General features: G+C 62.9%; 26 protein-coding genes. 15 read left to right on the forward strand and 11 right to left on the reverse strand.

Annotated elements, in window-relative coordinates; translation table 11 throughout:
* Window positions 1-101: 101 nt before the first annotated feature.
* Window positions 102-1,007 (reverse strand): LysR family transcriptional regulator, encoded by a 906-nt coding sequence (locus MKD38_RS09835; RefSeq protein ID WP_252676328.1) that lies wholly within the window; start codon window positions 1,005-1,007, stop codon window positions 102-104.
* Between the two features lie 97 nt (window positions 1,008-1,104).
* Here MKD38_RS09835 and MKD38_RS09840 point away from each other — a divergent pair, with 97 nt between their 5' ends.
* From MKD38_RS09840 to MKD38_RS31015, 7 genes are all read left to right on the forward strand, one after another.
* Complete coding sequence (locus tag MKD38_RS09840; protein WP_252676330.1) at window positions 1,105-1,611, forward strand: DUF6152 family protein; 507 nt, start codon at window positions 1,105-1,107, stop codon at window positions 1,609-1,611.
* A 14-nt stretch (window positions 1,612-1,625) separates the two neighbouring features.
* Window positions 1,626-2,090, forward strand: coding sequence for a hypothetical protein (locus MKD38_RS09845; RefSeq protein ID WP_252676332.1), 465 nt, complete (start codon window positions 1,626-1,628; stop codon window positions 2,088-2,090).
* A 57-nt stretch (window positions 2,091-2,147) separates the two neighbouring features.
* A complete protein-coding gene (locus tag MKD38_RS09850) occupies window positions 2,148-2,438 on the forward strand; it encodes an excalibur calcium-binding domain-containing protein (protein ID WP_252676334.1) in 291 nt (96 codons plus the stop codon).
* Between the two features lie 143 nt (window positions 2,439-2,581).
* On the forward strand, window positions 2,582-3,130 hold the full coding sequence (locus MKD38_RS09855; protein WP_252676718.1) for a DUF2726 domain-containing protein: 549 nt from the start codon (window positions 2,582-2,584) through the stop codon (window positions 3,128-3,130).
* 32 nt (window positions 3,131-3,162) lie between these two features.
* A complete protein-coding gene (locus tag MKD38_RS31135) occupies window positions 3,163-3,519 on the forward strand; it encodes a DUF4124 domain-containing protein (protein WP_371925675.1) in 357 nt (118 codons plus the stop codon).
* 789 nt (window positions 3,520-4,308) lie between these two features.
* The gene (locus MKD38_RS09860) at window positions 4,309-4,641 is read left to right on the forward strand and encodes an alcohol dehydrogenase catalytic domain-containing protein (RefSeq protein ID WP_252676336.1); all 333 of its coding nucleotides are present in this window, start codon (window positions 4,309-4,311) and stop codon (window positions 4,639-4,641) included.
* 1 nt (window position 4,642) lies between these two features.
* On the forward strand, window positions 4,643-4,834 hold the full coding sequence (locus MKD38_RS31015; RefSeq protein ID WP_256504780.1) for a zinc-binding dehydrogenase: 192 nt from the start codon (window positions 4,643-4,645) through the stop codon (window positions 4,832-4,834).
* Between the two features lie 428 nt (window positions 4,835-5,262).
* Here MKD38_RS31015 and MKD38_RS09870 read toward each other — a convergent pair whose 3' ends face one another.
* Window positions 5,263-6,927: an AMP-binding protein gene (locus tag MKD38_RS09870; protein WP_252676338.1), complete on the reverse strand. Its 1,665-nt coding sequence runs from the start codon at window positions 6,925-6,927 to the stop codon at window positions 5,263-5,265.
* Window positions 6,928-7,163: 236 nt separating this feature from the next.
* Between MKD38_RS09870 and MKD38_RS09875 the strand changes: the two genes are divergently transcribed.
* From MKD38_RS09875 to MKD38_RS09890, 4 genes are read left to right on the forward strand one after another with little or no spacing between them, the layout of a single operon-like run.
* Window positions 7,164-7,901 (forward strand): nitroreductase, encoded by a 738-nt coding sequence (locus MKD38_RS09875; protein WP_252676340.1) that lies wholly within the window; start codon window positions 7,164-7,166, stop codon window positions 7,899-7,901.
* 48 nt (window positions 7,902-7,949) lie between these two features.
* Window positions 7,950-9,320 carry an MFS transporter gene (locus MKD38_RS09880; protein WP_252676342.1) on the forward strand — a complete coding sequence of 457 codons (1,371 nt, stop codon included), beginning with the start codon at window positions 7,950-7,952 and terminating at the stop codon, window positions 9,318-9,320.
* A 15-nt stretch (window positions 9,321-9,335) separates the two neighbouring features.
* Window positions 9,336-10,094: an SDR family NAD(P)-dependent oxidoreductase gene (locus MKD38_RS09885; protein ID WP_252676344.1), complete on the forward strand. Its 759-nt coding sequence runs from the start codon at window positions 9,336-9,338 to the stop codon at window positions 10,092-10,094.
* A gap of 10 nt (window positions 10,095-10,104) precedes the next feature.
* Window positions 10,105-11,304 (forward strand): acetyl-CoA C-acyltransferase, encoded by a 1,200-nt coding sequence (locus MKD38_RS09890; protein ID WP_252676346.1) that lies wholly within the window; start codon window positions 10,105-10,107, stop codon window positions 11,302-11,304.
* A gap of 68 nt (window positions 11,305-11,372) precedes the next feature.
* On the opposite strand, the gene MKD38_RS09895 is transcribed toward MKD38_RS09890, so the two are convergent.
* From MKD38_RS09895 to MKD38_RS09910, 4 genes are all read right to left on the reverse strand, one after another.
* The gene (locus tag MKD38_RS09895) at window positions 11,373-12,131 is read right to left on the reverse strand and encodes a Crp/Fnr family transcriptional regulator (protein ID WP_371925670.1); all 759 of its coding nucleotides are present in this window, start codon (window positions 12,129-12,131) and stop codon (window positions 11,373-11,375) included.
* Window positions 12,091-12,381 (reverse strand): hypothetical protein, encoded by a 291-nt coding sequence (locus MKD38_RS09900; RefSeq protein ID WP_252676348.1) that lies wholly within the window; start codon window positions 12,379-12,381, stop codon window positions 12,091-12,093. Before MKD38_RS09900 ends, MKD38_RS09895 begins: the two co-directional genes overlap by 41 nt.
* A 258-nt stretch (window positions 12,382-12,639) precedes the next feature.
* On the reverse strand, window positions 12,640-13,278 hold the full coding sequence (locus tag MKD38_RS09905; RefSeq protein ID WP_252676350.1) for a TetR/AcrR family transcriptional regulator: 639 nt from the start codon (window positions 13,276-13,278) through the stop codon (window positions 12,640-12,642).
* Between the two features lie 537 nt (window positions 13,279-13,815).
* Window positions 13,816-14,814: an AraC family transcriptional regulator gene (locus tag MKD38_RS09910; protein ID WP_252676352.1), complete on the reverse strand. Its 999-nt coding sequence runs from the start codon at window positions 14,812-14,814 to the stop codon at window positions 13,816-13,818.
* A 206-nt stretch (window positions 14,815-15,020) separates the two neighbouring features.
* Between MKD38_RS09910 and MKD38_RS09915 the strand changes: the two genes are divergently transcribed.
* From MKD38_RS09915 to MKD38_RS09925, 3 genes are all read left to right on the forward strand, one after another.
* Window positions 15,021-15,497: a 2,4'-dihydroxyacetophenone dioxygenase family protein gene (locus MKD38_RS09915; RefSeq protein WP_252676360.1), complete on the forward strand. Its 477-nt coding sequence runs from the start codon at window positions 15,021-15,023 to the stop codon at window positions 15,495-15,497.
* Between the two features lie 48 nt (window positions 15,498-15,545).
* Window positions 15,546-16,970, forward strand: a complete 1,425-nt coding sequence (locus tag MKD38_RS09920; RefSeq protein WP_252676362.1) for a DUF1254 domain-containing protein — start codon at window positions 15,546-15,548, stop codon at window positions 16,968-16,970.
* A 102-nt stretch (window positions 16,971-17,072) separates the two neighbouring features.
* Window positions 17,073-18,272, forward strand: coding sequence for a porin (locus MKD38_RS09925; protein WP_252676363.1), 1,200 nt, complete (start codon window positions 17,073-17,075; stop codon window positions 18,270-18,272).
* A gap of 60 nt (window positions 18,273-18,332) precedes the next feature.
* Here MKD38_RS09925 and gstA read toward each other — a convergent pair whose 3' ends face one another.
* Window positions 18,333-18,941, reverse strand: coding sequence for a glutathione transferase GstA (gene gstA, locus MKD38_RS09930; RefSeq protein ID WP_252676365.1), 609 nt, complete (start codon window positions 18,939-18,941; stop codon window positions 18,333-18,335).
* Window positions 18,942-19,266: 325 nt separating this feature from the next.
* On the opposite strand from gstA, the gene MKD38_RS09935 reads away from it, so the two are divergent.
* Complete coding sequence (locus tag MKD38_RS09935; protein ID WP_252676366.1) at window positions 19,267-20,484, forward strand: zinc-dependent alcohol dehydrogenase; 1,218 nt, start codon at window positions 19,267-19,269, stop codon at window positions 20,482-20,484.
* 88 nt (window positions 20,485-20,572) lie between these two features.
* Here the strand turns inward: MKD38_RS09935 and MKD38_RS09940 are convergent, their stop codons facing one another.
* From MKD38_RS09940 to MKD38_RS09955, 4 genes are read right to left on the reverse strand one after another with little or no spacing between them, the layout of a single operon-like run.
* Entirely contained in the window at window positions 20,573-20,935 is a 363-nt protein-coding gene (locus MKD38_RS09940) for a copper-binding protein (protein WP_252676367.1), read from the reverse strand.
* Complete coding sequence (locus MKD38_RS09945) at window positions 20,932-24,102, reverse strand: efflux RND transporter permease subunit (protein ID WP_252676368.1); 3,171 nt, start codon at window positions 24,100-24,102, stop codon at window positions 20,932-20,934. Before MKD38_RS09945 ends, MKD38_RS09940 begins: the two co-directional genes overlap by 4 nt.
* The gene (locus MKD38_RS09950) at window positions 24,099-25,643 is read right to left on the reverse strand and encodes an efflux RND transporter periplasmic adaptor subunit (protein ID WP_252676369.1); all 1,545 of its coding nucleotides are present in this window, start codon (window positions 25,641-25,643) and stop codon (window positions 24,099-24,101) included. Before MKD38_RS09950 ends, MKD38_RS09945 begins: the two co-directional genes overlap by 4 nt.
* Complete coding sequence (locus MKD38_RS09955) at window positions 25,640-26,947, reverse strand: TolC family protein (protein WP_252676371.1); 1,308 nt, start codon at window positions 26,945-26,947, stop codon at window positions 25,640-25,642. The genes MKD38_RS09950 and MKD38_RS09955 overlap by 4 nt, the downstream gene beginning before the upstream one ends.
* Between the last annotated feature and the right edge of the window lie 33 nt (window positions 26,948-26,980).

The raw sequence follows: 26,980 nt of genomic DNA on the forward strand, positions 1-26,980 counted from the left end.
GCCTAGCCATGCGACACCCATTCGCCGGTTATGGAACGATTGTTCAATAACGCCAGTGTGAAGGTTTTTGAACGACCAGTCAACAATGGCCCGTCACCGTATCAACGGGACCGCTTACCTGCCGCGACGCCGCGCCGCAAGGCCGTCAACGCGAGCGGCAATGCCGGATGACGCGAACGCGGATCGTAGAGGGCCGTCAGTGTCAGCACCAGCGCGGCGGGATAAGGCTTGATCGGCATGCGGACCGTGTCTGCCACAGACAGGCTGCGTGACTGCGTTGGGGCGAGCCCGATGCCCAGGCCCGCGGCAACCAGCGATAACTGTCCGTGCAGACGAGGCGCGGTCGCTGCCACCCGCATTGCATGGCCCGCGAGACGGCAACGATCGCGTATCGCTGCATATAATGCCGGCCCCTGCGCCTCCGGAAACAACACCAGAGACTCGCTGGACAGATCGGCAAAAGAGATGGCGGCCTGGTTGGCGAGGCGGTGGTCAGCAGGCAGCACGGCGTCGAAGTGGTCATTCGAGAGCAAAACACTGTCCAGGCGCGCATGCGTTTCGAAGGGCGGGTGCCCAATACCCAGATCGATCTCACCGGCCGCGAGCAGGGACAGCTGTTCATTGGTAGTCGCTTCCTGCAGCGCAAACTCGACCCGTTCCTGTCCGCCTGACAGCGTCCGCAGCGCCGCAGGCAACGCCAGATACAGCGCGGCCGACACATAAGCTATGCGCAGGCTCCGTCGTTGCTGTCCCACAGTGCGTGCAAGCTCCTGCGCACGCCGCTGCGCTTGTAGCAGGGCGATGGCTTCCTCGCGCAAGCACTCGCCGGCGGCCGTCAGGGCGACACGGCGGCTGGTGCGGTCGAACAGGCGCACGCCGATTTCCTCTTCCAGCCTGACAATCGCGCGGCTCAGATGCGGTTGTGCCATGCCGACCTGCTGCGCAGCACGGCCGAAATGCAGGGTTTCGGCAAGGGCCAGGAAAAGCTTCAGTTGCTGGAATTCCATTGATACCTCATTTCGTATCGAATGATGCCATTTTCGGTTATTGATGCATGGATTGGCGAGGGCTATCGTCACCACAACGAGTCGAGGAGGTATCGAAATGAAGCGAACCATGACCCGATGGGTGGCGATAGCGGTGTCGAGCGTCGCGATGACGCTCGGATGGCCTGCACTGGCGCATCACGGTTGGGGCTACTACGACACTGCCACGCCTCTCTACTTCTCGGGGCGCGTGGTGACGGTGACATGGCGCAACCCGCATCCGCAGGTGACAATCGAAGTCGAAGCCGTTACCTTGCCGCGTAACTGGAATACTTTGCCCATCCCGCCAGAACTCGCCGAACTGGACTTCGCCAAAACGCTGGCGGCAGTGCGCGCATCGGCCCCGCCCGGCCGTTGGACCCTAGACCTGGCGCCGATCAACCGGCTCGAACGATGGGGCATGCCGCGCGAGCCTCGACCCGGCGACCGGCTCGAGGCCATCGGGTTTCCTTCCTGCAACGACCGCCATGTCGCGCGACCCGCGTTGATCGTTCTGGACGGCGTTGGCGTGCGCCAGCAATCGGTCGTGCTGCCCGCAGGATGCAGCGGTACGCCGCGCGGCTGAGCGGAAAAGACGACATGGAAACGTGGGACGCTCTGTTCGCAGCAATCGAGACATGGCAACCAGTGGTGGCGCTGCGCGCATCGACGTGGGCCTATCCGTTGGTCAGCTGGCTGCATCTGCTAGGAATTGGCCTGCTCTTCGGAACCATCGCGGTCGTCGATCTGCGGCTGGCCGGGGGATTGCTGCGGCTCGAGGAGGCAACAGTGCGCGAGACGCTGGTGCCGCTATCGCTTGGCGGCTTCGTGCTCGCTGCGCTCACAGGCCTGCTGCTGTTTGCTCCAGCGGCGCGCGAATATCAGTCGAATCCATGGTTCGCCGCCAAGTTGGTGTTGATGGGCGCGGCGGCGCTCAATGCAATAGTCTTGCAGTTGGCGTCGTTCCGGCAGTCGAATGGACGCCATGCCCGGTTCGCCGGGCTGCTGTCGCTTGGACTGTGGGCTACGGTAATTCTGGCGGGGCGAATGCTGGCGTTCGGATAGAGTCCGCAACTGTGGCATCCTTGCGTTTCGAATAAGAAAAAGAAGGGTGGGGTCAACATGTACAAGAGCTTGCTCCTCGTCGGAGCTGCCGCGGCGGCTTTTCTCTACTACAAAACGCACGCGCCGCTCAAGAATCCAGTGGCCGACGCCGAGCCACAACCCGTCGCGGTTTCCGTTGTGGCAACAACGCCGGAACCAGTATTCCGCTGCGAGGGCAAGCAACACTGCAGCCAGATGGCTTCCTGCGCGGAAGCCCGCTTTTACCTGAAGAACTGTCCGTCGGTGAAGATGGATGGCGATGGCGACGGTATTCCATGTGAGACGCCGCCTCTGCAGTGCGCGTTTTGACGCGCTGACAAGATCCGTCAAGCGCGGTAAAAACCGGCTGGCGCATCTCACCCAAGTGAGCCCTCCTATGGAGGGGTGCTTTCAGCTTGCCTGACCGCTTAGCATCGCGAAAAACAATAAGCTAGGAGGGTCGTGTGAAAGCGATGCTAGGGCTGGTGTTCTTTTTTGCAGTTGCCGTCGTGCTTCTGGCGATGCTGAAGTCGGCAGCGACCAACAGAAGTTCATCCGGGGATTTTCGCTTTGGACGCAGGTCTCCATTTTTGCGGCAGGATGAGATACAGCTCTACGAGCGACTGACCGCCGCGCTAAGAGATACGCACGTCTTTCCGCAGGTCGCCATGTCCGCGTTTTTTGAGCATAAAAGAAGGTCACACGCCGCCAGGAATCTCTTCGCTCAGAAGTATGTCGACTACCTCGTATGCGAGCGCCAGACGATGCGACCCCTCTATGTCATCGAACTTGACGGCGCCTCGCACAGTAGCGCGAGAGCCCAGAAGCGCGACAAGCAAAAGAATGACGTTCTCGCATCGGCCGGCATTCCAATCATGCGCTACAAGTCCAAAGATGTGGATCTGAGCACTATCCTCAGTGACTACATCAGTGTTGTCCCGCCTCAGCCCGTCAAGGGCGTTGGCCCTTCAGTGGCAGAAGACGAACGAAAGCTGCGTGTCGTGCGTACACCTATGGCTTGAGGTCAGCCATGCGGAGATATCTGACGCTCGCGATGTTCGCCTTGGCCACAAATGCAGCAAGCCAAACCATATATCAATGTCGAAGCGCCGCCGGGCATGTCACGTTGCAGGACGCCCCTTGTCAGCACGACGCAAAGACTGAGGTGGTGAGGAAGTCCATCGGCCAGCGAAACGCAGAATACCGGGCTGAACCGTCTTCGATCTTCGACCCGGAGGGGCAAAAGCGACTAGCATCAAGCATCATGTGCCCGTCACTGCGCCAGTCCTACCGCGCAGCGGTCACGCATTCCGAGCGGGCAATGCTCACCAATAATTTCGCCCAGATCCAGCAAGCATCCGAGGCTGTACAGCGAGCCGGTGCGCAGATGTCCCAGTATCGATGCGAGTAAACAATCGCCAGAGAGACCATAATCGCCTGCCGTAGGGATGGTTTGCTCTCTGCGGCGACAGTGACCGGAATCGACCCATCTGAGACATCCGACCCGCCACGTTCGGGCGGCCGGTATGACGCCAGTTTCGGTCATTCCAAAAGCAAAAGAGATGGAATGAACACCGCCCTTTTACAGACCGAATCCGTCCGACGCTCATGTTCGGTTCTATGAGGGCGTGAGATTCCCTTGTGCTACTCGACTTACCGGGGTAACCGGGGTATTTAGTGCCCACCCCTGACGCCGCGGCAAGTAGTTCCAGATGCATGTGCGGCTGACCATATTCTTTTTGACATCAACATGGATGGCGGGCTTAGAGAAAAGAAATCACGTCACCCATGTTGCGGTCGACTGCGACCGAGTAAAAAGTCCTCATTCGCTTCGGCTACTTCACGAATGTAGTCCCACAGCGCACTAGGCGGGCAACGCCTCGGCGCCTCCTAACGCGGTCAGTGCCGTACAGGAGACGCCCTGATCGGCCTGGGAATATCCGGGATATTCGGCTACATTGCTGATGATCCGAATGCCGTGGCCAGATTTCGTTTAGACAACGCCTTCTGGCGATCGCCCATGTGTGCAATATTGTTTAGGTGACTCCGGCGACTTGCTCAATGGCTAGCACAAGGAGGAGAAGCCGATGCACGCATTTCAAGTAGAGAACGGCTGGTCTATGGAGCATGTTCAGATGATCACGCGCCCACTGCCGACTCCCGGACCGGGACAGGTGCGGCTGAAGATGTGCCGCAGCGTTTGAACTATCGCGACCTCATTATCCCGCAGCGTGGATATGGCAAGCGAATGCAGGAGCTTCCCTTGATTCTGCTCAGCGACGGCGTTGGGGACGTAGACGCCATTGGCGATGGCGTTTCGCGAGTGGGGCTGGGTGATCGCGCCTGTCCGGTCTTCTACCAGACCTGGATAGCGGGCGCGCCAAGCAACGAAAGCATGCTTTCAAGCCTGGGTTGCGAACAGGATGGAACCATGAGCGACTACATGGTCGTGCCCGCCGAAGGCGTTTGTCATGTCCCTTCGCACCTGAGCGGCGGCCACATTGCCCACGGCGGCTGTCACTTCGTGGCGTGATTTGGTAACAGAAGGGCGACTGAAGGGGACGACAAGGTCCTGTTCCGGGCACGGAGGCGTTTCTCTCTTCGCCTTGCAGTTCGCCAAGTCGCTGGGTGCGCATGTGATCATCACTTCGTCGAGTGACAAGAAGCTGGCGCGGGCACGAGAGCTCGGTGCGGATGAGACCATCAACTACACCACGGATCTGTAATGGGGACGGTCCGTCAAAGCAATGACGGACGGAGCTGGGGTGGCTCACGTCATCGAAGTCGGAGGAGTGGGGACGCTCGAGCAGTCGCTGCGTGCAGTTCGCACGGGGGCACCATCAGCATGATCGGCGTGCTCTCTGGCTCCAAACCCAAGATTCCCCTCGGCCAGGTTGTAACGCGCCATGTTCGGCTACAAGGCATTACCGTCGGAAGCCGGGCGGACTTCGAATCCATGGCGGCACATATTGCCAGAAAACGACTGCGTCCGGTCGTCGATAGTATTTCCGTTCGAAGCATTGCGAGACGCCATGGATTACCTGGCTACTGGCCAAAATTTCGGGAAAATCTGCATCAGTCATGCCGGCCAGATGGCGAATAACTGATGCTCCGAATAGACGCAGCTAACTATCGTAGATCGCGGACAGCGCTCTCAATCTGTGTGATTGGAAGCCAGTTCCGTGATCGCTTCCCGGCTGCCCGCTAACGCACGCAAGCGATACTTCTGAATCTTCCCGGTTCCCGTCTTGGGCAACGCCCCATACACGACCCTTGTCGGGCATTTGTAATGGGCCAGACGGCTGCGGCAGAACGCAATGATCTCAGCCTCCGTCGGCGCTGCCACACCGTTCTTGAGTTCGATGAACGCGCACGGCGACTCGCCCCATTTGGGATGCGCTTGTGCCACGACCGCAGCAATCAGCACGGCGGGATGCTGGTGGAGGACGTCCTCCACCTCAACCGAAGAAATGTTCTCTCCGCCTGAAATAATCACGTCCTTCGACCGATCGGTAATATGGACGTACCCGTCCGGATGCACGACCGCGAGGTCACCGGTGTGGAACCACCCACCTGCGAAAGCCGCGTCGGTGGCCTCGGGGTTCTTCAGGTAGCCTTTCATCACGATGTTGCCGCGCAGGAGCAATTCGCCCTGTGTCGTGCCATCCCAGGGAACCGATTCCATCGTCTCCGGGTCGGCCACACGGAGGCCTTCGAGGCCAGCGGCGCGGTTACCCTGGCGGGCCATCAGGCGGGCCTTCTCATCCCCGGATTTTTCATTCCATGCGGGATTCGCGTACGAACTCACCGGCGTTCCTGACGCTTCGGTGATGCCATACACGTGCTCGACGTCAAAGCCTTGCTCGATCACTGCCTTGAGTACGCTTGCAGGCGGCGGAGAACCGGCGGTGCGGATGCGCACAACGTGCGAGAAGGGACGGCGCTCCTCCTGCGTCGCGGTGGCAAGTGACGCAAGCACGATCGGTGCGGCGCAGAAATGGTCGACACCATATGCCTCGATGGCACGGAAGATGTTGGCCGCGGTTACCTTGCGCAGGCAAACGTGGGTCCCGGCGGCCGCCGTGATGGCCCATGAAAAACACCAGCCGTTCGCATGGAACATGGGGAGCGTCCACAGGTACTTCGGCGCGCGCGGCATTCCCCAGTCTGTCAGCTGCAACATGCTCATAAGATATGCGCCGCGATGACTGGGCACCACGCCCTTGGGGTCGGAGGTCGTGCCGGACGTATAGTTCAGCGCGATCGCGTCCCACTCGTCCTCGGGCCAGACTCCGGGGAAGTCGGTGTCGCCTTCGCGCAGGAATTGCTCATACTCCATTGCGCCGATCGGTTCACCTGCCGGCGCTAGCGCGTCGGCAATGTCGATCACCAGCGGTGCATTCGGCATGCCTTGCAAGGCGTCGGCAGCTAGTGCGGAGAATTCGCGGTCCACGAACAACACTTTGCATTCCCCGTGCTTGATGATGAACCGAAGACCGTCGGCATCCAGGCGGCAGTTGATCGCATTCAGCACGGCACCGCTGAGCGGAATGCCGTGATGGGCTTCAACCATTGCGGGCGTATTGGGCGCGAGGATCGACACCGTGTCGCCGCGGCCGATGCCGCGCTTGACGAGCGCGCTGGCGAGTTGCCTGCAACGCTCCCTTGTCACCTTCCAGGATTGACGAAGCGGGCCATGGATGATGGCGGCGCGGTCCGGATACTGCTCGGCACACCGGTCAATAAAGTGGAGGGGCGTGAGCGGCACGTGGTTCGCGGATTTCCGCGCCAGTCCGACTTGGTAGATGTTCGTGTCCATGAGTTGTCTCCTGCAGGTTCTCGAGGCCGGCGCGAGTGCTCCACCAGCGATTGATCTTAAGGGGCTAACGATACCGCTCATGGCGAGCAAACAATGTCATGCACAGGACAATGCCTTGCTCAAAGTATCCGCAGCCATCTGACGCGATTGTCGGCTACGTGACAGTGAGGAATCTGGGCCGGCACTACGCTCCTTCCCACACGCTCGTTGTGAGCTAGTGAGAAGGGGATGCGAAAGTGGAAGCAAACAGATTAGCGACGCCGCCTGTCGAGTTGGCAACGATTCGTCAAGCCGTGGAGTGGGCCATCGTCACCCGCCGTAGCGTGCGGGCCTTCCTGCAGAAGACGGTCCCGATCGAAACGATTGAAGCGATCCTCGACGTGGCTCGCTACGCCGCAACAGGCGTCAATATTCAACCGTGGAGGGTCCACGTGGTTGCCGGAGAGGCAAAGGGACGCCTTTGCGAAGCGATCCAGCGCGTCGATGACGATCCTGCGCTTTCCACCAGCCATTCCGATGAATGGGACTACTACCCGGAGCAGTGGGTCTCGCCGTATGTGGACCGTCGCCGTGCATTGGGATGGCAGCTATACGGGCTGCTTGGCATCGAAAAAGGCAACAAGTCGCGGATGCAGCAGCAGCACGGCCGCAATTACCTGTTCTTCGATGCGCCGGTCGGATTGCTCTTCACCGTGGAGCGAGTGATGAGCGAGGGCAGCCTGCTTGACTACGGGATGTTCCTTCAAAACATCATGGTGGTCGCCCGTGCGCACGGGTTAAGCACCTGCCCGCAGGCAGCGTTCATGAAGTACCACACGATCATCGAACAACAGCTTTCGTTGCCGCCAACCGAGAAGTTCCTGGTGGGAATGAGCCTTGGCTACGCAGACGAGAGCCGCGTGGAAAACACGCTCGTGTCCGAGCGTGAGCCGGCGTCTAGCTTCACCACCTTCCACGGCCTGGAACACGCATGAGCGAAATTTTCACAACAATGACTTGATCCATCACGAATGGAGGAGACGATGAGAAAAGATATCGATGTGCAAAAGGTTGCGGAGACCGCCCGGTTCTCCGGGTTTCACGGCATCATCCTGTTTTGGTGTGTGCTGATTCTCGTGCTCGATGGCTATGACTTGGCGGTCGTCGGCGCGGCACTTCCTTCGATCATGAAGGAAATGGGCGTGGACGGCACCAAGGCTGGATTCATGGCCAGTTCGGCTCTGTTCGGCATGATGCTGGGCGCTATCTACCTGGGGACGCTTGGCGACAAGATTGGTCGCAAGCTGTCGATTTGCATCTGCGTGGGGCTGTTCAGCGTGTTCACTGCCGCTGCAGGCTTGAGCAGCGATCCGATCAGTTTCAGCGTGATGCGCTTTCTCGCCGGGTTGGGGATTGGCGGTGTCCTGCCGGTAGTCACGGCCCAGATGGGAGAATTTGCCCCCGGCAAGATGCGGGCGAGATTGGTGACGATCGTATTTGCCGGTTATTCCATCGGCGGCATTCTGGTCGCCCTGACCAGCAAGCAGCTCATCGGCGCCTACGGATGGCAGGCCGTGTTCTTGGTAGCGGGCCTACCGGTGCTCTTCATTCCGCTCATCCTGTGGACGATGCCGGAATCGATGGCTTTCCTTGCCAAGAAGAGTCGGCAGAAGGAACTCCGGCGTGTTGTACAGAAGATCGCACCGGAGCTACGCATCGCCGATGACGATCGTGTTGTTGTACCTGAGGAAGCGTTGGCGTCCAATGCTCCCGTCAAGGCATTGTTCGCCAATGGCCGTGCGCTGAGCACTGTCATGCTGTGGACGGCGTTCTTCACCGGGCTTTTCATGGTCTATTCGCTCAGCTCGTGGCTGACTAAGCTGATGGCGATGTCTGGCTACAGCCTCGGATCCGCGCTGAACTTTGTGCTGGTGTTCAACATCGGCGCAGCATGCGGGGCAATTGGCGGTGGGTGGCTGGGCGACAAGTTCAACATCAAGCATGTGCTGGTGGCCTTCTACGCGACCGGTGCGGTGTCGCTCACCCTCATGGGATACACGAAGGCTACCGAACTGCTCTTCGCTCTTGTCTTCGTCGTCGGCGCATCAACGCTCGGTACGCAGTTGCTCGCGTACGCCTACGCTGGCGAGTTTTACCCCGGCTCCATTCGGTCGACAGGCGTCGGCTTCGCCTCGGGAATTGGCCGTCTTGGCGCCATCGTGGCACCGGTGCTGATTGGGATGCTTGTCGCTATGAAGCTGCCGCTTGAGCAGAACTTTCTCGCGATCGGTATTGCAGGCGCGATTGGAACGCTTGCCGTCATGTTGGTCGACCACCGCCGCAGTGCCTCCGTGCAGACGAAACAAGATAGTTCGCTCTCCTCGCTGGAGGTGCAGGCGTCCACTCATCACTAAACCACCGTTACCGATATGAAGATTCAGGACAATGTTTTTGTAGTGACGGGCGGCGGCTCCGGGCTGGGCGCCGCCACGGTCCAAGCCCTTGCCGAAAATGGCGCGAAAGTGGTGATCGTGGACCGCGATGCGGAGGCCGGCCAAGCTGTCGCCAAAGCATCAGGCGGTGCCTTCGTGCGGGCTGATGTCACGGATGAAGATAGTGTGCAAGGCATGTACGCCTTCGCCACGCGATTGGGCGCACTGCGTGGCGTCATCAACTGCGCTGGCGTTGCGCCCGCCGAGAAAGTCATTGGCAAGAGCGGGGTGCATGCCATGGCTTCGTTCAGCCGGACCATGCGCATCAACGTCGGTGGCACCTTCAACGTGCTGCGACTTGGGGCCGAGATCATGGCCGGTCAGGAGGCGCTGGCGGATGGCGAGCGGGGCGTCATCGTCAACACGGCTTCCATTGCCGCATTCGATGGCCAGGTTGGGCAGACCGCCTACGCCGCCTCGAAGGGCGCCATCGTCGCCATGACGTTGCCGCTGGCGCGCGAGTTGGCGCGCTTCGGCATCCGGGTCATGACTATCGCGCCGGGGATCATGGAGACGCCGATGCTGCTGGGGATGCCGACGGAAGTGCAAAAGGCGCTTGGTGAGGCCGTGCCATTCCCCCAGCGTATGGGACGGCCAACGGAGTTTGCAGACCTCGTGAAACACATCATCAACAGTCCATATCTGAACGGCGAAGTGATTCGTCTCGATGGCGCAATCCGCATGGCGGCAAAATGAGGAGATTGGCATGACGAACACAAGCGATCCCGTGGTGATCCTGTCCGCGGCCCGCACACCGATCGGTGGCTTCCACGGCGAGTTGGCATCGTTGACAGCGCCGGAGCTGGGCGCCGCTGCCATCCAGGCCGCCGTGGAGCGGGCAAAGGTCGATCCTGCGTCGGTCCAGGAACTGCTGATGGGATGTGTCCTTCCCGCCGGACTTGGGCAAGCCCCTGCGCGGCAGGCGTCCATCAACGCAGGCCTGCCGCTTGGCGTGCCATGCGCGACGATCAGCAAGGTCTGCGGTTCGGGTATGAAGTCGGTGATGTTAGCCCATGACCTTCTTGTCGCTGGATCGAACGACCTCATGGTCGCAGGCGGCATGGAGTCGATGTCGAACGCTCCTTACTTGTTGCCGAAAGCGCGTGCTGGATACAGGCTTGGCCACGGCAAGCTCATTGACCACATGTTCTTCGATGGCCTCGAGGACCACTATGGCGATGATACGCGTGGCAGGTTGATGGGAACGTTTGCGGAAGATTGCGCCGACGCCTATCGCTTCAGCCGGGATGCACAGGACGAGTGGGCGGTTCTTTCGACGCTGCGCGCGCAGGCGGCGATTCAGGCGGGGCACTTTGCCTGGGAGACCGTGCCGCTAACCGTCGCTGGGCGCAAGAGCAGTGTGACGGTCCGGGAAGACGAGCAGCCGCGCAAGGCCGACCTGAGCCGCATTCCTACGCTGAGGCCTGCTTTCAGGCAGGATGGCACCGTGACACCGGCAAACTCCAGTTCGATTTCGGACGGTGCAGCGGCTCTGGTGCTTACCCGCCAGTCCGTCGCCGAGCGCATGGGCGTACGCCCCCTCGCGAGGATCGTCGGTCATGCTAGCCATGCCCAGGAGCCCGCCAAGTTCGCGACGGCGCCGATTGATGCCATTCGCAGGCTCCTGGATCGCACCGGATGGGCGACCGCCGATGTCGATCTGTGGGAAATCAACGAGGCCTTCGCAGTGGTCGCAATGGCGGCTATTCATGATCTCGGGTTGGATCGGGATCAGGTGAACGCCCACGGCGGGGCGTGCGCATTGGGACATCCTATCGGCGCTTCGGGTGCGCGAATTCTCGTCACGCTGCTTGGTGCGCTTCGAAGAATCGGTGGGAAGCGAGGTATTGCAAGTCTCTGTATCGGGGGCGGTGAGGCTACCGCTATGGCTGTCGAGCTCGTCTGATGCCATCCATGGCAACGTGGCGCGCCGACATTTTCCAGTGCGCGTCACGGGAACCCCTGCGACAGTCTTCAGTCACCGATGTGGGCGAACTGCCGCAGCCCTTCGAGATCGAGGATCTGTATGGAACCATACTCTATGGCAAGCATGCCGGCCTCGGCCAGTTCGCGAAGCGCCCGATTGGTGTTCTGCCTTGACAGGCCGGACAGACGGCCGACTTCCTCCTGAGACAAGCTCAGTGTCCGGTCGGTGGACGGGTAGAGTTGCTGGTGAAACAGTTCGGCCAGGCAGAATGCGACGCGAGCTGCTGCTTCATGCAGGCGGAGGTTGTGGACCAGGCCAACGTAGTAGCCGCACCGGGCATTGAGCTGGTCGATGACATAGCGGCTGAAGGCGGGATTGCGTTCAAGCAGCCAAAGGAAAGTCGCGCGGGGCACAAAGGCCACGCGGCTCTCCTTGATCGCAACGACCGAATATGGGCGCGGCTCGCTCTTCAGGACCGCCCCCTCACCAAACCATGATCCGGCTGGGACGCTGGCGAACGTGATGGCCCGTCCGCAAGCCGAGGCAGTGTCGACCTTCACCATGCCTTCGATGACGGCCAGCCAGTGATCGGCCGGATCCCCACGATGACAGGCGACTCCGCCGGCGGGATATTGGCGCTCGTAGATGTCGGCCTGCACTCTGGCTTGTTCCTCGGCCGTCAAGCCAGCAAACCATGTCGAGCTTTCGACCAAGGATTCTAGCGAGGCGGAGCGGGAAGTTCGGGTGCGCTGGAGAAATTCTGGGCTAATGGATCGCTGCCGATGCGGGTTCGACATCATTTGCATGAAACCTCCTTTCTTGATGGGAGAGGCGTGCCGACAGCCGGGCGCTGCCTGCAGTCACGATCACGACCGCGACGCCGGAAAATCCGCCGGCACTGCGTTCTTCCGCCACTTGCGCAGGACGAACCGCTGGATCTTGCCGCTGGGTGTTTTCGGCAACGAAATGAACTTGCCGCGGATAGGCATGGGCGGCGTAGCGGTCCTTGACCCGCTGTTGGATCTCCGCGGCCATCTCGGGCCTTGGCGTGGCCATTCGTGTCTCCTTGCACTCAGCGCGGTGAGGCTGTCGCGCTTAAGTGAAATCATAATTTCACTTAAGGCTACGGCTCACCCCATCATCTGTCAAGGACGACCTAGGTAGGGCATGTACTCAATAAAGGGAGTTATCTCATAGAATTGAGGCGTATGAGACGCAAACCATGCACGTCATCGGTCGCCTTAAGTGAAACAGTGGTTCATTTTGTAAGAAAGGAGTGTCGCACTGGTTGCATGAGCCGCGAACGCTGAATTCTTAAGGCGGGAAACTCAAAGGGCGACCAGATACACCGCGAAGGCAGAAAGTGATAATGCTTGCCGCCTGAGGGATCAACGGCGCGGTATCGAGTCGGGTTTCGGAGCTCAGCGGCGCCACGAGCCCTTCGAACAGGCAGCCGACGATGCAGTCAGCCGAGGCAGCAGCATCCTGGGCTGGAAACTCGCCGTCGGCAACCCCCTGTTCGATGATCGTCTTGAATACCCTGGACAACGCACGGTGATAGGTCAGCCTTGCAGACTCCACGTCGGGCTCGACCGGCTCCGCAACCAGCGCGTGCGCGAGTCGGCGACCTCGCAAGGCACGACTGGCGAAGGTCCAGGCGGCTGCACCCAGCCGCTCGCACGCAGTTCCGTCGCCCATGGCGATGCCTGCGACCACATCTACTTCCCGTTGCGCCGTAGTCTTGACGACTTCGACCATGAGCTCGGTCTTGGAGGGAAAGTAGCGGTAAAGCGTGCCAATGGCGATGCCCGCGGCATCAGCGATGGCCGTCATCTGTGCCTCGCGAAATCCCGACCGTGAAACGAGGTCCCGCGCAGCTTTAAGAATAAGCGGATGCTTGTCGGCGCCGCGGCGCCGGATGCGAACACGCTGGGGATTCAGAAGATCTTCCATGCCAGGCTACTCGTCGCTCTGCTCGCGCCAGGAAAGTGCGAAGTCACCGATAACGCTGAGCCAATTATGCCACCGGATCAGGGCAAGCCGCCTTCGCCGGCCCTCGCCAGGGCCGTGATCAGAATCCTTGGGCAGAACCAGTGTCAGCAGTAGCTGCATTCCACGGCGCGAGCAGGGGACGTAGCGTTCGGCAATGTCACGTGCGAGACATTCTCGCGTCTAGCGAGCCGCTAGATTCGGAAGTCTATGGCGTCAGTCAGCCGGACCAAGGCTGGTAAGCAGAAGGCGCGACGATGGTGCGCAAAAGGCCATTCCGCTTCTGACCACCCGGCTGCACCATACAAGCCATATTCAAGGAGACACCATGACTTTCCCTCGTAACACATTCGCTGGCCTTCTAAGATCGCACAAGAGCCTGCAGACCGGCGGCTGCCAAGGTTGTTGCAAATGTGAAATCGCGCCCATTGCGCCACAGTCCGAGCGGCAACAGATTACGATGCCGACGCTGCGCCGCGGTGGCGCCGCTTGTCGGTGCGGTCACGACGACCGCCCGCCTCCGTCGCCGCCACGATAATCCGAAGGACTGACCCCATTGGCCCGCCGAAAGGCCCGGCTGAAGTTAGCCACATCGGTGAATCCGAGGCGGTAGGCAATTTGCGAAATCGGCAATTGCCCTTCGCGCAGCAGCTTCTGCGCGCGTCCGTTCCGGACGTCGATGGCGAGGTCGCGGAAGCTGCTGGCCTCCTTCTTCAGGTAGCGGTCCAGCGTGCGCGCCGAGATGCCGAGCAGCCCGGCAAGTTCCTCCAGCGTCGGCTGGCTGTCCTCGGCTTCGGTCAGCATCATCACCACCCATCCGGTCCAGTTGCCCTGCTCGCTATACCGCTGCAGCAGCGTGCGGCAGCGCTGCTCTGCCATGCGCACCGCGTGGGCATCGGCCATCGGCAGCGGCGCGTCCAGGCTCCAGGTATCGGCGACCATGCGGATCTCGGGCAGTGGCGACGCGCCAAAATGCACGCGCGCGGGCGACAGTTCGCGATAGCGTGCCGCATGCGGTGGCGTTTCCATGGCCATGTAGATGTCGTAGACCGCCGACGGGTTGCGCAGCAAGGACTTGCATTGCAGGTGCGCCGACACGGCAATGGTCTCCTGGAGCAGGTTCAGCGTGTCCCGGCCCATGGGCAGGGCCGGCCGGAAGATGACTTCCGCGCGGTCGCCGCTGCGCTGGTAGCTCATCCTGAACATCCGCGTCAGGAGCTGGTAGTAGCGCGAGCACAGCCGCAGCACCTGGTCCAGCGTGGTGCACGAGAGCATGGCATAGCCGAGGATATCGTGCGAGTTCAGCTTCAGGCGGCATCCCCACTCGAAGCCGAGGTCGCTACGTCCGGTGGCGCGTACCGCTTCTGCCAGCAGGCGCTCGATCTGTTGCGAGTTGAGTCCGAAGTCCGTGTCGCGGAAGCGGTCCGGGTCAATTTCCGCTGCGCGCGCCAGTTCGTCTAGCGAGGTGCCGGCGGACTTGAAGTAGTCACCCAACAGCAAAAAATAGCGGGCCGGTAGCAGAGGGCGGGCAGCGGCTTTCATCTTGGAAGGGGAGGGGATAAAAGGCTTGAGATCGGCGCAATGCCGCGTCTGAAAATGATAGGTCCCTGTCTGAAAATGACAAGTCAGCAGCGGGTCTGCATCCCCAGAATGGGAGCCTGAATCAGCCGGATCCGTCCCGGATGCGGCACGACAGGAGACAGGCCATGCTGTTCGAATCCATCAACACCGGTTGCCTGGACGGCAACGATACGCCGTGGATGCCGTTTGCGCCGTATAGCAACGACGTGATGATCAAGTACTTCAAGATCGATCCGGTACGGGGGGAAACCATTACGCTGCTGAAGGCGCCTGCCGGCATGGAGATGCCGCGCCACCACCATACCGGCACGGTCATTGTCTACACCGTCCAGGGAAGCTGGCGCTACAAGGAGCACGACTGGACCGCCCACCCCGGCAGCGTGGTGTACGAGACCGCCTCGACGCGGCATACGCCTCAGGCGGCGTATGCCGAGGGCCCGGACATCATCACCTTCAATATCGTCTCGGGCGAGCTGCTGTACCTCGACGACAAGGACAACATTATCGCGGTCGAGAACTGGAAAACATCGATGGACCGCTACCTCGGCTACTGCAAGGCCAACGACATCCAGCCCAGGGACTTGTCCACCTTCGAGGGCTGATCCGCGCACCGACAACAACACATCGTCCCGGCTCAAACAGGAGGAGACATGCCGACCCTGACTCATATTGCCTGGTTGCGGCGCGCCCTGGCCGCGCTGCTTGGCATGGCCGCGCTCCAGGGCAGCGCAGGCGCTGCACCGCACGGCCTGGCCGAGGCACAGGAGATTGCCATCGAGGCCTATCTCTATGCTTATCCGATGGTGCTGATGGAAGTGACGCGACGGGTCTCGACCAACGTCGCGGCGCCGGATCCCCGGGGCGGCATCCGCGCGCCCATGAACCAGTTCGCGCATGTGCCCGCCTTCCCGGACGACAAGTTCGACGCCGTGGTGCGCCCGAATGCGGACACGCTCTACTCGTCGCTCTGGTATGACGTCTCTCGCGAGCCGCTCATCATTTCCGTGCCGGACTCCGGTGGCCGTTACTATCTGCTGCCGATCCTGGACATGTGGACGGATGTCTTTACCTCTCCCGGCTCACGCACCACCGGTAACGGCCCGCGGCAGTTTGCCATTGTCGGCCCGCGCTGGCAGGGCAAACTGCCCGCTGGCATGCCGGCCTATATCTCGCCGACGGCCGTAGGCTGGATGATCGGCCGAACGCAGACCAATGGCAGCGCCGACTACGCCGCCGTGCACAAATTCCAGGCCGGCCTCCATGCCAGGCCGCTCAGTGCCTGGGGCCGGCGCGGCTATGAGCCACCGAAGGCCAGGACGAACCCGCGGCAGGACATGAGCGCACCGGTGGAACAGGTGGCGAGGATGGACGCCGCGCGCTACTTCGGCATGTTCGCCGAGCTGATGAAGCGCAACCCGCCGCACGCGAACGACTATCCCATTCTCGATCGCATGGCGGGGCTGGGATTGGTGCCAGGACAGGACTTCGATATGAACCGTCTGGCCTTGGACGTGCAAGCGGCGCTTCAGGCCGCTCCGGCGCAGGCACGCCAGCAAATGACGCAGGCGCTGCCGCGCTCCGGTGCCGTCAGCAACGGCTGGAGGATGATCGGCAATCCGATTGGCACCTACGGTACCGACTATCTGCGCCGTGCGGTGATCGCCTTTGCCGGCCTCGGAGCCAACACCGTCGAAGACGCCGTTTACCCGCTCGCGATGACGGACGCCGATGGCAAGCCCCTGGACAGTGCGGAAAGGTACGTGATCCACTTTGACAAGGCGCAGTTGCCGCCCGCGCGCAGCTTCTGGTCCCTGACGATGTACACCCATCGCCAGTTATTTGCCGCCAATCCGATCCACCGCTTCGCCATCGGCGATCGAGACCCGCTCAAGTACAACGCCGATGGCTCGCTGGACCTGCTGATCCAGCGCGACCCGCCCAAGGGCGCCGAGTCCAACTGGTTGCCCACGCCGGCAACGGGCAATTTTTCCATGAACCTGCGCCTCTACCTGCCCGGCCCCACGGCGCTGGATGGCACATGGAAGCCGCCGGTGATCCGGCGCGTCGCTGATTAGGTCCCGAATCCTCGCAACACGGCCGCCACGGGAACGATTCGCAAGACCCGCTTGCGCGATCCGGAACAGCCGGCCCTTATCAAACAAATTGAGGAGACTTCCATGAAGGACTTTGCCAGGCGCAAAGGGCGACAGCTCGTGCTGGCTACTGCCGGCGCCTTGGTATCCGGCAATTCCAACGCGCAATCCGGCGTCACCCTGTATGGGGTCGCGGACATGAATGTGGAATTCGTCAACCATCTGGGCGCAGTGCCGACGGCGGCCAACGGGTTCGACCCGGGGCCGGCGCAGCACGCTTATCGGATGAATTCGGGCGGCGTATCCGGATCGCGCTGGGGCTTGCGCGGGGCGGAGGCAATCGGTGGCGGCATGAAGGCGATGTTCGTGCTGGAGAGCGGCTTTAACCTCGACACCGGCACCACGCAGCAGAACCGGTTCTTCGGGCGGCAGGCCTATGTCGGGTTACAGGGCCAGTACGGGCAACTTTCGCTTGGCCGCCAATATACTGCCTTGTTCGAGGCCATGGCCAATTTCGTGCCGGCATCCTATTCGACCCAGTATGAGCCCGTCGTGGCGATGGCTGGCCCAAATTTCCGCGAGGACAACACCGTCAAGTACAGCGCGGCATTCGGGCCGGTGGCCATGCTGGCGCACTGGTCGTTCGGCACGGGCGTCGCCTTGCCGCCCACCGTCGGCGCGCCGATCATCCTCGGCGGCAATGGCGAAGTGCCCGGCAGCTTCCGGCGCGACACCGCCTATGGCGTCGGCTTTGTCTACAACACGGGCGCGTTCAGTTCGGCGATTGCCTATGACCAGTTCAATCCCACCATCGCGCCCGCAGCGGCACCTGGCAATGCCGGCAACGGCACCATCAGGAAGGTCGCCGTCGCCGCCAGCTACACGGTGGGACCGGCGAAAATCATGGCGGGCTACCGCTGGGGAGAGAACAAGAACCAGAACGGGGCCGTGTTCTTTCGCGACGACTTCTACTGGATCGGCGGCAACTACCAGGTGACGCCGTCCATAATGTTGACGCTGGAGTACAACTACGACAACGTCAGAAATCAGTTTGGCAATGCCACCGCTGCCAATCCCTGGCAAATTTCCTTGCTCGCGAACTATGCGTTATCCAAACGGACGGATCTCTATCTGACCACGGCTTATGCCAGGCACGCAGGTGTCGGGATGGAGTCGGCCGGATTCTTCTTTGCAAGCAGCCTTTCACTGGGGAACAGCTACGCCCTTGCCAATGGCCAAAGCGCGATGGTCGGCGCCGCGGTGGGGCTCCGGCACAAATTCTAGGAGAGACCCTGTCACAGGTCTGGCGTGCGGCGCCGGGCCTGGTACTCCCGCCACCAATGGTCACCCAATCCCCTCATCCTCCAACGCCTTCTTTACCGCCGGCCGCTCCCCAACCCTCTGCCGATACTCTTGCAACGCAGGCCAGCGCTCAAGCGACAACTTGAAATGCTCCGGCCATCTCAGGATGGTGAACAGGTAGGCATCCGCGACACTGAACTCCCCCATCAGGTAATCCTTGTCCGCAAGCTGCGGAGCCAGCCAGTCGAACCGCTGTGACAGGCGCGCCCACGTCGCCTCTTTCTGCTCCTGCGGCGTGCCGGGTTTCCAGAACGGCCCAAAGCCCTTGTGCAGTTCGGACGAGATGAAGTTCAGCCATTCCTGCAAGCGATAGCGCTCCAGCGTATTGCACGCCGGAGCAAGGCCTTTTTCAGGGGCCTGGTCGGCGATGTACTGGACCACCACGGCCGCCTCGGTTAGCCGGTCGCCTTTCTCGAGCTCCAGCGTTGGCACATAGCCCTTGGCATTGATGGTCTTGTAGTCGGTGCCGCTCTCGGTTTTGTGCGGCTCGGCGCGCAAGTCGACGCGCTCGGTGGAGAAGGGAAGGCCGGTCTCTATGAGGATGATATGTGGCGCCAGGGAACATGCGCCGGGAGCGTAGTACAGCTTCATGATGGGTGTCTCCTTGGTAATGTGCGCCAGCTTGAGGACGTCAGGTGGGATTTAGCAATCGACATGCCCAAGTCATATCTGTCCGCCTGGTTGCCGCAGCCCGTGGCACGCCATCCCGACGGCGCGGCGTGTCCGCTGGCCTGCCCACGGGTGGCTACGCGCGCCGGAATGGATTGCAAGGCGCGTAGCAGAAATTGCCAGGCGTGCGCTCCCGGCCTCCGTTCCCTGAGCCGGCGCAGGGCCGAGCCGTTGGGAATGTTCCTTGCAGCGGCGGTACTCCGACTGACCTCGCCGGAGGTGGCTCCGGCTTCATGTGGAGGACACCATGAAAGCGGTTGTATTTCACGGCATCGGTGACATCCGGCTGGATGACGTGCCGGAGCCGGTGATCGAGCAGGACACCGACGCCATCGTGCGCCTGACCGCCAGTGCCATTTGCGGCACCGACCTGCACTTTGTGCGCGGCACCGTGGAAGGGCTGGCGCCGGGCACGGTGCTGGGCCACGAAGGCGTGGGCGTGGTCGAGGCCCTCGGCGACGGCGTGCGCAACCTCAGCGTGGGCGACCGGGTCGTGATCCCGTCCACCATCGCCTGCGGCTATTGCTCGTACTGCCGCGCCGGCTACTACGCCCAGTGCGACAACGCCAACCCGCACGGCAAGCAGGCCGGCACCGCCTTCTATGGCGGGCCCGAGCAGACCGGCCCGTTCCAGGGGCTGCAGGCCGAGAAGGCACGGGTGCCGTTCGCCCACGTCAACCTGGTCAAGCTGCCGGACAACATCAGCGACGAGCAGGCGATCATGCTCTCCGACATCTTCCCGACGGGCTATTTCGGCGCTGACCTCGCCAGCATCCATCCCGGCCACACGGTGGCGGTGTTCGGCTGCGGCCCGGTGGGGCAGTTCGTGATCGCGTCGGCGAAGCTGATGGGCGCTGGCCGCATCTTCGCCGTGGACGCGGTGGCGGACCGGCTCGACATGGCGCGCGCGCAAGGCGCCGAGGTGGTGAACTTCGATGCCGAAGATCCCGTGCAGACCATCGTGGAACTGACCGGTGGCATCGGCGTGGACCGGGCCATCGATGCGGTCGGCGTCGATGCCATGCACGCGCACCAGGGTCCGGCGGCGCAGGATCCGTCCATTCCGGAAAGCGAGCAGGAGGCCGCCCGCCTCGCGCCACACGCCCATCCCACGGAGCAGGGCAACTGGGTCCCGGGCGACGCGCCGGCGCAGGCGCTGGACTGGGCCATCCGCGCGCTGGCCAAGGCCGGCACGCTGTCGATCATCGGCGTGTATCCGCCCACCGACCGCAGTTTCCCGATCGGCGCGGCGATGAACAAGAACCTGACGGTGCGCATGGGCAACTGCAACCACCGCGCCTATATCCCCCGGCTGGTCGAACTGGTGCGCACCGGTGCGGTCGACCCGGCCGCCATCCTGACGCGGCGCGAGCCGATGACCTCGGCGATCGAGGCCTACCAGGCCTTCGACCAGCGCCAGCCTGGCTGGATCAAGGTCGAACTGCAGCCCGGGTCGGTCCACTAAGGCCGTTCAGCTGACCACCGTCGTTCCCGCCCGCGCGGGAATGACGGTTGTGTCTGATACCGCTAACTGAACAACATTGCGAAGGCGCCTACTTGCGCTGCATGTCGATGACGGTCGGCTTGCCGTCGACCGTATCGAACGTGACGGCAACCGCGTCGCCTTCCTTGAAGTTCTTCAGCGAGGCGCGGTCCTTGACCGGGAACGCCATGGTCATGGCGGACATGCCGAGGTTCTCGATGGGGCCGTGCTTGAGCGTCACCTTGCCGGCCGACGCATCGATCTTCCTGATCTCGGCTGGCACAGGCTGGGAGGCGTGCTTTGACGCGGCGGGTGCCTGGCTGTCCATGCCGTGCATATTGTGGCCGTCCTTGGATCCCGCTGCGAATGCGGTGGAGGCGGTCGAGGCGGCGACGATGGTGAGCGCGAGTGCGAGAGTCTTGCCGGGGTTCATTGCGATTCGTCCTGAAGTGAAGGGTGGGTAGGGACAGGGGGAACTCGGGTCGGCCGTCGGCGCATCAGCCAATACACCGCCGGCACGACGAACAAGGACAGCAATGGGGCAGTCACCATGCCGCCGACCATCGGTGCGGCAATGCGCTGCATCACTTCCGAGCCCGTGCCATGCGACCACATGATGGGGATCAGGCCGCCGAGGATTACCGCGACCGTCATGGCCTTGGGGCGCACGCGCTGCACCGCCCCTTCCTGGATCGCGTCGAGAAGTGCCGACTGCGTGGTTTCGCCACGGCTTTCGCGTTGGCTCCAGGCTTGTTTCAGATAGAGCAGCATGATGACACCGAACTCCGCCGCCACGCCGGCCAGCGCAATGAAGCCGACGACGCCAGCCACGGAGAGGTTGTAGCCCAGCAGATAAAGCAGCCAGAAGCCACCAATCAGGGAGAGTGGCAACGTGCCCATGATCAGCAGCGCCTCATCGAGGCGGCCGAAAATCAGATAGAGCAGCACGAAGATGATCAGCAGCGTGAACGGCACCACCAGCTTGAGCCTGGCCGTTGCCCGTTCCAGGTACTCGAATTGTCCTGACCAGCTCAGCGAATACCCCGCGGTCATCGGCACCGCCTTTGCCACCACGGCCTGCATCTCGCGCACGGCTGAACGGAGATCCCGTCCGCGAATGTCGACATAGATCCAGCCGGACAAGCGCGCATTCTCGCTGCGCAACATCGGCGGGCCTTGCACGACCTCGATGCGCGCCACGTCCGCAAGCGTGATCTGCAGACCCTTGTCCGTGACGATGGGCAGGGCACGCAATTGCTTGATGGAGTCACGATAGTCGCGCGGATAGCGAACGTTGATCGGGAAGCGCGCCAGTCCGTCGACCACTTCACCGACATTCTCGCCCCCGATCGCGGATGACACGATACTCTGCACGTCCTCGATGTTGAGACCGTACCGGCCAGCGGCGCCACGGTCGATATCCACATCGATATAGCGGCCGCCGGTGAGACGTTCGGCCAGCGCCGAGGTAACCCCGGGTACCGTCCTGACCGACTCTTCTATCCTTGTGGCGAGCCGGTCGATCTCTTTCAGGTCCGTGCCGGCCACCTTGATGCCGACCGGGCTCTTGATCCCCGTGGCGAGCATGTCGATGCGGTTGCGTATCGGTGGCACCCAGACGTTTGACAAGCCCGGCACCCTGACCACGCGATCCAGTTCCTCCACCAGCTTGTCGGTCGTCATGCCCGCGCGCCACTGGTCGCGCGGCTTGAACTGGATGGTGGTTTCGAACATCTCGATGGGCGCCGGGTCGGTGGCGGTATCGGCGCGACCTGCCTTGCCGAATACTGTCGCAACCTCAGGCACGGTCTTGATCAGCCGATCGGTCTGCTGCAATAGCTGCGCCGCCTTGCCGGCGGAGAGACCCGGCAGTGCCGACGGCATGTACAGCAGGTCTCCCTCATCGAGCGGCGGCATGAACTCTCCGCCGATGCGCATGATGGGCCAGGCGGTTGCCGCCAGCAGCAGTGCCGCGATCGCAATGGTGGTCTTGGGGTAGGAGAGCACTCTGGCAAGCAAGGGCTGGTAGCCGCGGATCAGCCAACGGCTGAGCGGATTGGCCTGTTCCGAAGGAATCCTGCCGCGAATCATGTAGCCCATCAGGACGGGCACCAGCGTGACCGACAGGCCGGCCGCAGCCGCCATGGAATAGGTCTTGGTAAACGCCAGCGGCGAGAACAGCCGCCCCTCCTGCGCTTCCAGCGTGAACACGGGGATGAATGAGAGCGTGATGATCAGCAGCGAGAAGAACAGCGCCGGGCCCACTTCCGCTGCGGACTCGCCAGTGACGCGCCAATGCTCCTGTGCGCTCAGTTCTCGTCCGGGGTTGTCGGCATGCCAGCGTTCCAGGTGCTTGTGGGCGTTCTCGATCATCACCACCGCCGCATCGACCATTGCACCAATGGCGATGGCGATACCGCCAAGCGACATGATGTTGGCGTTCACGCCCTGGTAGCGCATCACCAGGAACGCGGCCAGCACGCCGAGCGGCAGCGAGACAATGGCCACCAGCGCGGACCGCAAGTGAAACAGGAACACCAGGCACACCAGCGCCACCACGATGAATTCTTCGATGAGCTTGCCCGTCAGGTTATCCACCGCACGCTCGATCAGCGCTGAGCGATCATAGGTGGTCACCACCTCAACCCCCTTGGGCAAGCTCGTTTGCAAGGAGGCGAGCCTGGCCTTGACCGCGTCGATGGTCTCCAGCGCATTCTTGCCGGAGCGCATCACGATGACGCCGCCCGCGACCTCGCCCTGGCCGTCGAGTTCCGCGATGCCGCGCCGCATTTCCGGGCCGAGCTGAATCGTGGCGACGTCTCCCAGCCGTACCGGGATGCCGGCCTCGCTGGTGAGCAGCGGAATCTGGCGGAAGTCATCGAGCGTCTTCAGGTAGCCGCTGGCGCGCACCATGTATTCGGCTTCGCCCAGCTCCAGCACCGATCCGCCGGTTTCCTGGTTCGCCCCCTTGAGCGCCGCCAGCACCTTGCCCTGCGACAGGTTATAGGCCCGCAGCCGGTCCGGCATCAGGACAATCTGGTACTGCCTGACCATGCCGCCGAGCGACGCGACTTCGGCCACATTGGGCAGCGACTTGAGCTCGAAGCGCAGGAACCAGTCCTGCAATGCGCGCAACTGGCCGAGGTCGTGCTGTCCGGTCCGGTCGACCAGGGCGTACTCGTAGATCCAGCCTACGCCGGTCGCGTCCGGGCCAAGGGCCGGCCTGGCAGCGGCGGGCAGCCGGGATTGCACCTGGTTCAGGTATTCCAGCACGCGCGAGCGCGCCCAGTAGAGATCGGTGCCATCCTCGAACAACACATAGACATAGGAGTCACCGAAGAACGAATAGCCGCGCACGGTCCTGGCGCCAGGCACGGACAGCATCGTCGTGGTCAACGGATAGGTGACCTGGTTTTCGACGATCTGCGGGGCCTGGCCGGGAAACGGCGTGCGGATGATCACCTGCACGTCAGACAGGTCCGGCAGCGCGTCGAGCGGCGTGCTGCGCGCGGCCCACAAGCCCCACGCGGTCAGCATGACCGTGGCCAGCAGCACCAGGAAGCGGTTGCGGATCGAAGCCAGGATCAGCCGGGCGATCATGGCTTGGCTCCCGGGGCAGAAGCTGCGCGTTCCACCGATGACAACGTCGCCGCACCGTCGCGGTCCAGCTGAAAGCGGAAGCGGATACGGTCGCCGGGCTTGAATCCTTGTGGCATGCCGGAAGCGGGTGCGGCAAAGTCCATGGTCATGGCGCCCCAACTGGCCGACGGGATCGGCTCGTGGGAAATCGTCATGCTGTCCGCGCTGACCGCCTCCACGCGTCCGGTGCCTTCGTGCTCCGGGCCTGCGGCGGCGCCTGCCGGCGCGGCTGGTGCCGCGGTCATGCGCTGCGTGGCGCCGCGCAGGCTGGCTTCGGAATCGAGCAGGAACTGGCCGGAGACCACGACCTTCTGTCCGGCTTCGAGGCCCTCGAGCACTTCGGTCTGTCCGCCGGAAGCTGCGCCAGTCTTGACCTCGACCGGGCTGAACCCGCCCGGACCGGTTTCCACCATGACGATGGTGCGGGTGCCGGTGCGGATCAGCGACTCGGTGGGGACTAGCAGCCGATCCGGGCCAGCTGCGGCCTCGAAGCGGGCCGTCACGAACATGCCTGGCATCAGCTGACGGCCCTGGTTCTGTAGTTCGATCCGCACCCTGACAGTACGGGTGCCGGGGTTGATGTCCGGCAGGATGGCGTCGACCTTGCCGGTCAGCGCCTGTCCCGGCAGCGCGGCCGCGACCGCCGACACCGCCTGTCCCGGCCGTAGCCGTGAAACATGGGTCTCCGGCACTTCGGCCAGCACCCATACTGTTGCCAGGCCGGCAAGGCGAAACAGCGTGGTGCCGGGAGAGACCGTCATGCCGTCGCGCGCGCCGATCTCGGTGACGATCCCGTCCACCGGACTGGTGATGGCAAGCCGCGGCTGCAGTCTGCCGGTGTCCTGCACCAGGCGGATGTGTTGCTCGGTCATGCCGGCCTGCCGCATGCGGGCAATCGCGGCCTCGCGCAAATCGCCGTGCAGGCTTGTGCCCATGCGCGTCACCGCCAGGTATTCCTCTTGCGCGGTGACCCATTCCGGCGAGTAGATCTGCGCCAGTGGCTGGCCTTTGCGAACCGGATCCAGCGTCGTCCGGGCATACGCGTGTTCGACGAACCCGCTGGTACGGGCCTGCAGCACTTCGATGCCGCGCTCGTTGATCGCGACATTGCCCGGCACTTCGAGGGCGGAGTCCAGCCGGCCCGTCTTGACTTCTGCCGTGCGAACGCCAAGGTTCTGGGTCACCCGGCTGTCAACGGTGACGGTCGCGCCGCCACCCGCTTCCTCGTACACGGGCGACAACGGCATATCCATGAAGGGCGACTTGCCGGGCTTGTCGAAGCGCTGGCCCGGCACCATCGGATCATGCCAGTAGAGGATGCGCTTGCCCGTGCCCGGATCGATATCGCCGGCCTTCAGGTTCGCCCCGCCGGCGCTGCGGGCCGGCGTGTCGGTCGCAGCGATCTGCCGGCGTCCCTGTTGATGGCCGAGATAATAGGCACCGCCTGCACTCGCCAGCACGAGCAGGACCACCAGGGTCCGTGCCATCGTGGTCTGCTTCATGGTCGGGCTCCTTGCGACGGCATGGCTTGCGCGGCAGTCGGCAACGGCATCAGGAAAGTGAGCTCGGCCCACAGCCTGGCGGTCGCTGCCTCCAGCCTGAGCCGTTCGAGCGAGAGCTCGAGCGCCTTGCGGCTGGCCTCCGCCACGGCGGCCAGGCTGCCGGCGCCAGTGCGATAGGCGCTCAGGGCCGCCTCGGTTTGTGCCTGCGCCAGTGGCAAGGTGGTATGGCGATAGCGCTCCAGGCGCGTCTGGTTCAGCTGCAGTTCGGCCTGCTTGCCGCGCAGCTGTGCGACCAGGCCACGGCGTACCGATTCGGCTTGCGCCCGCGCAGCGTTGGCCTGCGCCAGCCTGGCGGCCAGTTCGCGGTCCTGGCGATGTTCCTGGTCCCACGGCAGCGGCAGCGAGACGTTCAGCGACACCATGTTCGAGTAGGCGGGACCGCGCTGGCTGTACATCAGCTCGACGCTGACATCCGGCACCTTGTTCTCGCGCGCGACGCGGCTCTCGGCCTCGGCCACGCCAGCTTGCGCCTGCGCGGCAGCGATGTCTGGCAGGTGCGTGGCGCCGGCACCATCCAGGGTATCGAGCCAGGCCGGAGCATCGAGCGCGGGGCGCTCGGCCAGCGGCAACGCCGCCGCCTCGCCGACCCAGCGGCGCAGCATCGCCCGGGACGAGGCGACCGCGGCGCGGGCTTCGTCTTCGCGATCCTGCAGTTGCTGCGATTCGATCCGGGCGGCCAGGATCTCGGCGCGTGAGCCGCGGTTGCCGCGATAGGCGGCCTGTGCCGCATCGATCAACAGCTGGATCGATTGCGCCTGTTCGGCCAGTACCGCGTGAGCGCGCTCAGCGTACCAGCGATCCAGCCACGCCGTGGCGGTGCCGCGTTGCACGTTGGCCAGCGCCACCATACGTTGCGCCTCGGCCGAAGACGCCTCGGCCTCGAAGCGCTCGGCGCGGGCCTGGCGCTTCGCCGGGCGTGTGAATTCCTGCATGAGGCTGACCGACCTCATGGTCATCGAATCGGTGCCCAGCGAGAACCGGTCCGGGCCATTCGCCGGGACGTTGTTGACGCCGACCTTCAGGACCGGGTCGGGCATCTGCCTGCCGGCCACAGCCATCTCGATGGCTGACTGGACTGCCGAGCGCGAGGTCTCGGCATCGGCCGAACGCGCCGCGGCGAGCGCGAGCGCTTCCTGCAGGGAAAGGGCTGGCGCGGACTCCGCCCATGCCGGACGGATCACGGCAAGCAGCATGAGCGCGAGCGCCAGCCGGCGCCCGCACTTGGTGGATAAGTGCAAATGCATAAAGCCTCCGCAAAGCAACGACCACCCTGGAGC

The sequence above is a fragment of the Cupriavidus sp. WGlv3 genome, from assembly GCF_023952475.1.
GTDB classification, from domain to species: Bacteria; Pseudomonadota; Gammaproteobacteria; order Burkholderiales; family Burkholderiaceae; genus Cupriavidus; species Cupriavidus phytorum.